Genomic DNA, 9,474 nt, shown 5'->3' with positions numbered 1-9,474 from the left:
CCAGTTCTTTCGAGAATTTTCTCTCTCCACGTTCCATTTTGCTCAATAACGCGACATCAATATCTGCTTGCATTGCAGCTTTTCGCAAGGACAATCCTGATTGCTCTCTCAATTCTCTTAATTTCATTCCTAGTGTTGACATTTTTCGTGTTGACTAATTTTGTCAAAGTAATACATTTTTTATCCATTGGGCGCCGAAAATTTCAATTATTTTTCAACAGTTTATTATCAATAGGCGGTTCGGCAAGAAAAGCATGTGTGTGGCTGCGAAGAGACGGTTGCAGTGAAGGGCAGCCACACTCTTGCTTTTGTGCGGTGGCATTTTCCTTTTTTCTTCTTTGTCTTTATGCAGCAAAAATTTCATTGTCTTTCTGTCGTTGTCTTTTTTCTCGGCTTGCTTGTAACTCGTTTATAACCGTACCAAAAGTAATTATATACATCTATTTAGGGTGTATAACCGTATTTTTTGTAAGGTTTATTTAAACAAAAGTAAAATATTTTCACAAATCATCAAAAGGACTTTTAATTTTTTGTTTACCATTTTCCCTAACACATGAAGTTGTTTGTTAATGATTGAAATTGAGATTAATAGAACGCAGATTACGCTGATTTAATAGAGTTACGCAGGTTAAATTAACCAAACACCAAACACTAAACACCAAACACTAACCACAATCTCCTCTGTACGCTGCACACTGTACACTGCACACTGCACACTACTTTATTCCTAGTCGTTCCAACGCCTATCAAAAGCTATGTACATTTTAAAGGTAAATCCGTGGTTTAGCAGAACACCTGCAAAATCCAGCCCCAAATCTTCCTTTTTCCGTGTGTTTGCGCCAAAGGGTGTAAACGCGGTTCCCTCAAAGTCGTATCCTGCTGCAAAAACTATTAGCGATGGCCCCGATTTAATGTAATACCGTAACCCTACCGAGAGGAAGTAGTGCACATTCACATTAAAAAACGATGAAGAGGTAACCGTGCGTCCTGGATTCAGGGCTTCAGCCATTTGTATACTTCTTGAGGTAAGCTTACCGGGCCCAAAACCAATCCTGTCCTCAGTTGATGCATAAACTGCCAGTTTCATTGGAGGTTGGCCTGGTATCAGACCATATCGGCCTCCAACCTGGCATAGCTGCCTTAGCAAATCAAAACCACCACTTAGGTTGAACGATCTGATTTTATAGAGCGAGTCGTATGCAGGCTTGCCAAACTTTAGGTCGTCAGGGAAGTTGCCCTCGGTGGTTAGCGTGGCAATCTCTACGGGGAACCCCATGGAGGTATACCCAATTCCCCAGTAAAATCCCGCATTGTTTCCATCAACATCAAGTACCCATTTCCCATCAATATATATTTTCTTCCTGAAAGTTTTCAGGATATCGATGTTGAAGTAAGGGTTATCAAAGCTGGTTTGGCTCCTGAAATCGCCTGGTGGCAATTCGCCTGTCCAGTATAGCGTACCAGAGATGTTGGAGCGTTGAATCTTCAACCAGTAGCCCTTGAACCCAAGATATCCCCCCCAACGGTATGCTTTGCTAATTGCGTTATTTTCGAACTGCGCATTTAAACCCAGCCGCAAACCAATACGCCGTATGCCAAAGTTCCCCTCAACGCTCATCATCGATGAGGTGTTGAAATCAACCTCAAGGGGTTTACCTATGGCCTTATGCTGAGTGAAATTTACATACCAGTTCATTTTAGGAGTATACCAAATCCCAATAAAGGCTGGTATTGTATCATTAGAGCTGGCTGAGAGTTGCATCGTAATTGCAAACATCAGGAGTAGAAAAAAAACAAACTTTTTCATCCGTACAAAATATTTAAATTATTAATTACAAACTCGTTACTCTCTTGTTTTCAACAAACTTTATCGAGCGGATGGAACACCCATAGTTGTTCATTTGTGTTTGTACAAGTTGCCTTACATGGGTGTTTCATGGTGTTTTTTATTAAAGGTCAATAATAATTGAGAAGGTAGAACATGAAATGCCTTTATAAAACGTCATCAATTTAGCTGTTTTTCACACTTGGTTACTAATATTTCTTCTTTTTCAACCATTTTTTTATTGATACTTAGTAATATGAGTTTAACTGCATAAAATTGTTGATAAAAATTCAATAATTACACTTTTCCATTCACGGGTAAGTGGGGTTATTTGGTTAACTTCGCATGTAAGGTTTAAGTGCTACTTTGCAAGTAATCAGGTAGATATTAATTCAATACATAAGTAAATGGGCCAGTTTGTTCATCTTCATGTTCATAGCCATTACTCAATCCTCGATGGGGCATCGAGTATTGACAAGCTAATTTCACGTGCCCTGGAGCTGGGAATGCCCGGTATTGCCCTTACTGACCATGGTAACATGTTTGGGGTAAAGGAGTTCCTATCAAAGGTAAGCAAGGTAAACGGCAAGGTAAACGATGAAATAAAACAGCTTAAGTGCGATATTGAGAACGCCGAAGGTGAAATTGAACGTGGCGGAGGTAACCCTGCCGGGTTGGAGGAGCTTAGGTTGAAGCTTAAGGAGGCACAAGCCAAGCTTTTTAAGCCCATTGTTGGCTGTGAAACATACATTGCCAAAAAAAGCCGATTCGACAGAACCGATAAAGAGGATAGGCATAACTACCACCTTATTCTGCTTGCCAAGAACAAGGAGGGTTACCATAACCTTATGAAATTGGTTAGCTATGGCTATACCGAGGGTTTTTACTACAAACCCCGTATCGATAAGGAGTTGCTGCGCAAGTACAGCAAGGGAATTATTGCCTCAAGCGCTTGTTTGGGAGGCGAAATTCCTCAGGCCATCCTGAATGGTAATATCAATGAGGCCGAAAGGCTCATATATGAGTATAAGGAGATTTTTGGCGACGATTTTTACCTAGAACTCATGCTGCATAAGTCGGGTGAGCCCCGTATCGATTATGAGGTTTACGAGAACCAGCTAAAGGTAAACGAGGCGCTTATTGAGCTATCGAAAAAGACGGGAGTTAAGTGCATTGCAACCAACGATGTGCATTTTGTGTTGGCCGACGATGCATCAGCTCACGATATACTTATTTGCCTCAACACCGGTAAAAAGCTAAGCGAAACCAACCGAATGCGCTACACCTTTCAGGAGTACCTGAAAAGCGAGGAGGAGATGCTGGAACTCTTTCCCAACTGTCCCGAGGCCATAAGCAATACCATGGAAATTTACCACAAGGTTGAGGTTTACGATATATCCAGTAAACCTATTATGCCTTATTTCCCCTTACCCGATGGGTTTACTGACGATAACGATTACCTTCGCCACCTCACCTACGAAGGGGCAAAGCAACGTTGGGGCGAGAACCTAAGCGATACCATTGTTGAACGTCTGGAGTTTGAGCTGGGAGTAATTGCCCGAATGGGATACCCCAGCTACTTCCTTATAGTTTGGGACTTTATTAAGGCTGCTCGCGATATGGGGGTATCAGTTGGGCCCGGTAGGGGTTCCGCTGCCGGTTCAGCAGTGGCCTACTGCTTGCGCATTACCGATATCGACCCCATTAAGTACGACCTGCTGTTTGAGCGTTTCCTAAACCCGGAACGTGTTTCAATGCCCGATATCGATATCGACTTTGATGAAGACGGGCGCGAGGATGTATTGCAGTATGTTGTCAACAAGTATGGAGCCAAGCGCGTGGCGCATATTGTAACCTTTGGTACAATGGCTGCCAAATCGTCCATCAAGGACGTGGCCCGAACCCTTGAAGTGGAACTGCCGGTTGCCGACAGGTTGGCCAAAATGGTTCCTGAGCGCCCAAATATCACCCTAAAAAAAGCATTTGAGGAGGTGCCTGAGCTTGAAAAGGAGACCAAATCCGACAACCCGTTAATTCGTCAAACCCTTAGGCACGCTCAGGTTTTAGAGGGTACTGTGCGCCAAACCGGAGTGCACGCCTGCGGTATTATCATTGGCCGCGATGACCTTGAGGAATACATTCCGCTCTGCACAAACTCCGATGCAAAGCTATTTGTTACCCAGTACGAAGGCACCCAGGTGGAGGATATAGGTTTGCTCAAAATGGACTTCCTTGGGTTGAAAACCCTGTCCATAATTAAGGATACCCTTCAGCTTATTGAGCAATCAACAGGCAAAAAGGTTGATATCGACTCCATACCGCTTGACGATACTAAAACCTTTGAACTTTTCTCGCGAGGCGAAACCACTGCCATCTTCCAGTTCGAGTCGCCCGGGATGAAAAAGTACATGCGCGCCCTGCAGCCCAACCGCTTTGAGGATCTTATAGCCATGAACGCCCTTTACCGCCCGGGCCCCATGGATTACATTCCTAGCTTTGTTAACCGAAAGCACGGCCGTGAACCTATTGTTTACGACATCCCCGAGATGGAGGAGGTGCTTAAGGATACCTATGGCATCACCGTTTACCAGGAGCAGGTGATGCTTTTGTCGCAAAAGCTTGCAGGCTTTTCAAAGGGTCAGGCCGACGCCCTGCGTAAGGCAATGGGTAAAAAGCTCAAAAAGGTGATGGATGAGCTTAAGGAGAAATTTGTTGAGGGTTGCCTTAATAAAGGATACGATAAAAAGATTGTTGAAAAAATATGGTCCGACTGGGAATCGTTTGCTGAGTATGCGTTTAACAAGTCGCACTCAACCTGCTACGCATACGTTGCCTACCAAACCGCTTACCTAAAGGCACACTTCCCAAGCCAGTTCATGGCTGCTGTGCTTAGCCGTAACCTTTCCGATATCAAAAAGATTACCACTTTTATGGACGAGTGCCGCCGCATGGGTATTCAGGTACTTGGTCCCGATGTGAATGAGAGTCAGATTAAGTTTGCCGTTATGCCAAACGGCGATATCCGCTTTGGTTTAGGCGCTATTAAAGGGATGGGTGAGAATGCAGCGCAAAACATCATTGAAATTAGAGAAAAAGGGGGTAAGTACAAGAATATTTTCGATTTCTTTGAACGGGTAAACCTACAAACTGTAAATAAGAAGAATCTTGAGGTTCTTGCAGTTGCCGGCGCCTTTGATAATCTTATCGATTTTGACCGCAGTGTACTATTGGCAGTTGATGCTAAGGGTGTATCGTACCTTGAGCAGCTAATGCGCTACGGGATTAAGGTACAATCGGAAAAGAATAGTACCCAGCAATCGCTTTTTGGGTCGGTTCCCGGCTTTGAGGTTCCTAAACCTGCACCGCCCAAGGCAGACCCCTGGCCAACCATTGAAAAGCTGAACAAGGAAAAGGAGGTGATAGGTATTTACCTTTCAGCCCACCCGCTCGATGAGTTCCGTTTTGAAATTGAAAGCCTTTGCAATGTGTCCATTGCCGACCTTAAGGCCAACATGGAGCAGTATCGCGACAGGGATGTAACCATTGCCGGCATGACCATAGCCTCGCGAATCGATACAGCTAAAAATGGGAAACAGTATGGGCGCATAACCCTTGAAGATTACACCGATTCCATAGATATCATGCTCTTTGGTAAGGACTTTGAGAACTACCGGAACTTTTGCTTTAACGGCTACTACATCATGGTAAGGGGTAAGGTTCAGCCCAAAACCTATAAGCCCGAGGAGCTTGAGCTACACATCAAGTCAATTAACATGCTATACGATGTGCGTGAAAAGATGATAAAGAGCATTACGCTTAACCTTCCACTCGATGAGATAAACGATATTTTTATTGACGATATTTTGAAGTATGTGCAACGCGATAAGGCTAATATCACACTAAAATTTAAGGTTTACGATCCGGAGTACCAGGTTGCTGTGGATTTGTTCTCCAGGGCTTACCGCGTAAACATAACTCAGGATTTTATTGATTACCTTAACGATAGCGAGATTAACTACAAAGTTGCCATGGAGTAAACCTTTTATCAAAATTTTGGTTTAAATTTGTAATTGTTTTGATATCGACAAATCTAACTTAAAACATATAAACTATGGCATTAGCAGTAACCGACGCAAATTTTGATGAGCTTGTGCTCAACTCCGGAAAACCCGCAATGGTTGATTTTTGGGCTGAATGGTGTGGGCCCTGCCGTATGATTGCTCCTTACGTTGAGCAAATGGCTGAGGAGTATAAGGATAAGGCAGTGGTAGCAAAGGTTGACGTTGACAGCAACCCAGGCATTGCCGCACGCTATGGTATTCGCAATATTCCTACCGTTTTATTCTTTAAGAACGGGCAAATGGTCGATAAACAGGTAGGTGCTGTACCCAAGAGCGCTCTTGTTGCTAAGCTCGAGGCATTACTGTAAGTATTTCAATCACCATATAAGCCGGGTGTGCTTTACCCGGCTTTAGTTTTTTTAATTTGATAGCTATGCGAGTTTGTGTTTACTGCGCTTCCAGCTCAAAGGTAGATGCCAAGTACTTTGAGGCGACTAAAGTTTTAGCCAAGGACCTTGTGGCCAAAAATGTAACAATTGTTTACGGTGGCGGCTCCCATGGGCTTATGGGCTGCATTGCCGATACCGCTTTAGAGCATGGTGGTAAAGTAATTGGCGTTTTACCCCGTTTCATGGAGAAGGTGGAGTGGGGGCATAAGAACCTTACCCAGCTCATACTGGTTAAGGATATGCATGAGCGTAAAAAGCTGCTTATTCAGGATGTTGATGCGGTTGTAGCCCTGCCTGGCGGTTGTGGAACACTTGAGGAACTCATGGAGGTCATAACCCTTAAACGGCTTGGTAAGTTTACCAAACCTATTGTAATACTGAACACTGACAACTTTTACTACCACCTTAAGGAGATGCTCCAAAAGATGATTGATGAACGATTCATGCGTGATGAGCATAATGCCATCTGGCAGTTTGTTGATAATCCGGAGGAAGTAATACCGGCAATACTAAATGCTCCCCATTGGGATTCCGATGCAATTAACTTTGCAGCGGTATAAATAGTTAAATCAATGATTCCGTAATATAATTTCTCCTTTTAGATAAACTCATTGTTCTGTTGTATTTAGTGCACTTAACTAACACTTAATGTCGTTATTCATTACAACTCGTTCCTATACACAAACAGCCTGCTATCGCCAATTTCATCGTACGATACCATTTTACCCTTGAGGGTAGGGGCTTTAACCCCTTCGCCAAAGAACTTATTGCCCACAAACATTCGGGCTTCGTCCCAAAGGTTTTTCTGTATAAAGCTGTTGAGTAGCATTGCTCCGCCCTCAATTATTACTGAAAGTATTTCCCTTTCTGCTAATTCCTTGAGTATTTGAGCCTCTACGCCTTTTACAAAGTCAATGGTTATAATCTCAAGGTTATCGATTCCTGAAAATTCAGTTTTTCGCGCCAATGCGCTACTATTGTTTCCGGTAACAAGCAGGGTTGGCTGGCTTCCATCAAACACATTGGAGTTAAGGGGCAAGCGCAGCTTGCGGTCAATAACCACGCGTATTGGTGAACGACCACTCCAGTTCCGTACGTTAAGCTGGGGATTATCCTTTTCCACCGTGTTAGTTCCAACAAGCACAGCCTGTTCCTCGCTGCGCCAGCGGTGAACAAGTGAACGTGCCAGCTCATTGGTTATCCAGTTTGAGCCTACAGGTTCATTGGGCTCCCTCTTTTTATCAATGAAACCATCCATGGTTTGAGCCCATTTCAAAATTACATAGGGTCGGTTCTTGGTATGGAAGGTAATAAAACGCCTATTAAGTTCAATGGCCTCGTTCTCAAGTACACCTACTATAACTTCCTTGCTGTTTTGTCTGAGTATCTCAATCCCTCTTCCGGCTACCTTGGGGTTAGGGTCGGTGGTGGCAATCACCACGCGGGGAATTTCGTATTCAACAATCCTGTCGGTGCAGGGTGGGGTTTTGCCGTAATGTGAGCATGGCTCAAGCGAAACGTATAGTGTTGATTCTTTGAGTAACTCCTTGTTTTGAACCGAATTAATTGCATTCACCTCAGCATGGGCTTGCCCGTACATGGCGTGAAAACCCTCTCCAATTATTTGGTTATTATGAACAATAACGGCACCAACCATAGGATTTGGGGCAACATTACCCTGCCCACCCAAGGCAAGTTCAAGGCATCGGGCCATGTATTTACGGTGAACATCGGCATTCTCCATAAAAAATGTAATTTTGTTTTACACAAAGTTAAGCAATTTTATGGAGCATATCACCCTTAGCGGTTTACTTAATCATGTTTCCAGGAGCCTTAGTGGAAGTTTCAATGAAAACGAACTACACACCATAAAAAAGTACATAGCAGAGGCGGTGTTACATGTTCCATACCATCAGGTGTTTATAAACAAGCATCATGAGGTTAAGCACGAGGATGTTCAGGAGGTTGAACGAATCATTTCCGAACTCGTAAGCGGTAAGCCATTGCAATACGCCATTGGTTTGGCTTACTTTTCCGACTTGGTTTTAAAGGTTACCCCCTCGGTTCTTATTCCGCGCCCCGAAACCGAAGAGCTGGTGTCGTTAATTGTGAAGGAGAATAGGATTGTTGCCCCAAGAATTCTTGATGTAGGAACAGGAAGCGGTTGTATTGCCCTTGCTTTGGCAAAGCATATTCCCGAAGCAAGCGTTACCGCAATCGATATTTCCACCGATGCCCTTGATGTGGCGCAGCAGAATGCAAAATCAAATAATTTGAATGTGAATTTTTTCCAGGGTGATATTTTACAACCCACAGTGCTCGACGGTTATACCTTCGATATCATTGTTAGCAATCCGCCCTACGTTAGGGATTCGGAAAAGGAGCTGATGAACAGGAATGTACTGGACTATGAGCCGCATATTGCTCTGTTTGTCCCCAATTCCGACCCCTTAAAGTTCTACCGAGCAATAGCCCTACACTCCGTTAGGTGTTTGGAAACTATGGGCTGGCTTTGGTTTGAGATTAATGAGGCTCTCGGTTCAGAGATTGTTAACCTTTTAAAATCATTAGGATTTGGTAATGTTTTGCTGATTGACGATTTTAGAGGCAAACCCCGATTTGTAAAAGCCCATAAGTGTAACCCATGATTAAAGGCGAAAACCATAAAGCGTTAACTCCCCAAAAGGCCATGGAGCGCTTACAATACCTTTGTGCCCGACAGGAGAAATGCACTCACGATTTGGTGCAAAAGCTTAAGCAGTGGGGTTTTGCTCAAGCAGAAATTGATAAAATTGTTGGCAAGCTCTCATCCGATGGGTATGTGGACGATAACCGCTTTGCCCGGCTTTACGTTAGGGAAAAAAGCCGAATAAACAAATGGGGACCAATAAAGCTTAGAGCAATGCTTGCTTCAAAGGGTATTGCAAAGGATATAATCGATCAGGCCCTTAATGAGCTTAGCTATGCCGAAAATCCGATTAATCTTTTTGACCTCCTTAACAAGAAAATGCCCCAGGTAAAGGCTAAAAACAGGTTCGACTTGCGTAATAAGCTTATTCGGTTTGGCGCTTCGCGGGGCTTTGCCCTGGACGAAGTGATTGATACGGTTAACCGTTTGCTTGGAGCTGAGGAGTAAAAA

At 43.7% G+C, this 9,474-nt stretch carries 8 protein-coding genes; 5 read left to right on the top strand and 3 right to left on the bottom strand.

Translation table 11 applies throughout. From position 1 onward, the window contains the following. On the bottom strand, positions 1–127 hold a 127-nt coding region (locus tag WHS63_RS09620), incomplete at its 3' end, for a helix-turn-helix domain-containing protein (protein WP_445204926.1). Between the two features lie 600 nt (positions 128–727). Continuing rightward, on the bottom strand, positions 728–1,807 hold the full coding sequence (locus tag WHS63_RS09615) for a hypothetical protein (RefSeq protein WP_445204925.1): 1,080 nt from the start codon (positions 1,805–1,807) through the stop codon (positions 728–730). A 425-nt stretch (positions 1,808–2,232) separates the two neighbouring features. Here WHS63_RS09615 and dnaE point away from each other — a divergent pair, with 425 nt between their 5' ends. The 3 genes from dnaE to WHS63_RS09600 all read left to right on the top strand — a co-directional run bounded on the left by dnaE (position 2,233) and on the right by WHS63_RS09600 (position 6,895). Next, a complete protein-coding gene (gene dnaE / locus WHS63_RS09610) occupies positions 2,233–5,862 on the top strand; it encodes a DNA polymerase III subunit alpha (protein WP_445204924.1) in 3,630 nt (1,209 codons plus the stop codon). A gap of 74 nt (positions 5,863–5,936) precedes the next feature. Beyond that, entirely contained in the window at positions 5,937–6,254 is a 318-nt protein-coding gene (gene trxA, locus WHS63_RS09605; RefSeq protein WP_369489720.1) for a thioredoxin, read from the top strand. A 65-nt stretch (positions 6,255–6,319) separates the two neighbouring features. Further along, positions 6,320–6,895, top strand: coding sequence for an LOG family protein (locus WHS63_RS09600; RefSeq protein WP_445204923.1), 576 nt, complete (start codon positions 6,320–6,322; stop codon positions 6,893–6,895). Between the two features lie 101 nt (positions 6,896–6,996). On the opposite strand, the gene ribD is transcribed toward WHS63_RS09600, so the two are convergent. Beyond that, the gene (gene ribD, locus WHS63_RS09595; protein WP_445204922.1) at positions 6,997–8,079 is read right to left on the bottom strand and encodes a bifunctional diaminohydroxyphosphoribosylaminopyrimidine deaminase/5-amino-6-(5-phosphoribosylamino)uracil reductase RibD; all 1,083 of its coding nucleotides are present in this window, start codon (positions 8,077–8,079) and stop codon (positions 6,997–6,999) included. 13 nt (positions 8,080–8,092) lie between these two features. On the opposite strand from ribD, the gene prmC reads away from it, so the two are divergent. Both prmC and WHS63_RS09585 read left to right on the top strand, forming a co-directional pair. Continuing rightward, positions 8,093–8,983: a peptide chain release factor N(5)-glutamine methyltransferase gene (gene prmC, locus WHS63_RS09590; RefSeq protein WP_445204921.1), complete on the top strand. Its 891-nt coding sequence runs from the start codon at positions 8,093–8,095 to the stop codon at positions 8,981–8,983. After that, positions 8,980–9,471, top strand: coding sequence for a regulatory protein RecX (locus WHS63_RS09585; RefSeq protein WP_445204920.1), 492 nt, complete (start codon positions 8,980–8,982; stop codon positions 9,469–9,471). The genes prmC and WHS63_RS09585 overlap by 4 nt, the downstream gene beginning before the upstream one ends. The last annotated feature ends 3 nt before the right edge of the window (positions 9,472–9,474 follow it).

This window comes from Tenuifilum sp., from assembly GCF_037481895.1.
GTDB classification, from domain to species: Bacteria; Bacteroidota; Bacteroidia; order Bacteroidales; family Tenuifilaceae; genus Tenuifilum; species Tenuifilum osseticum.
The sequence above is the reverse complement of the archived record's forward strand: the minus strand, read 5'-3'. Positions and strand labels throughout refer to the sequence as shown.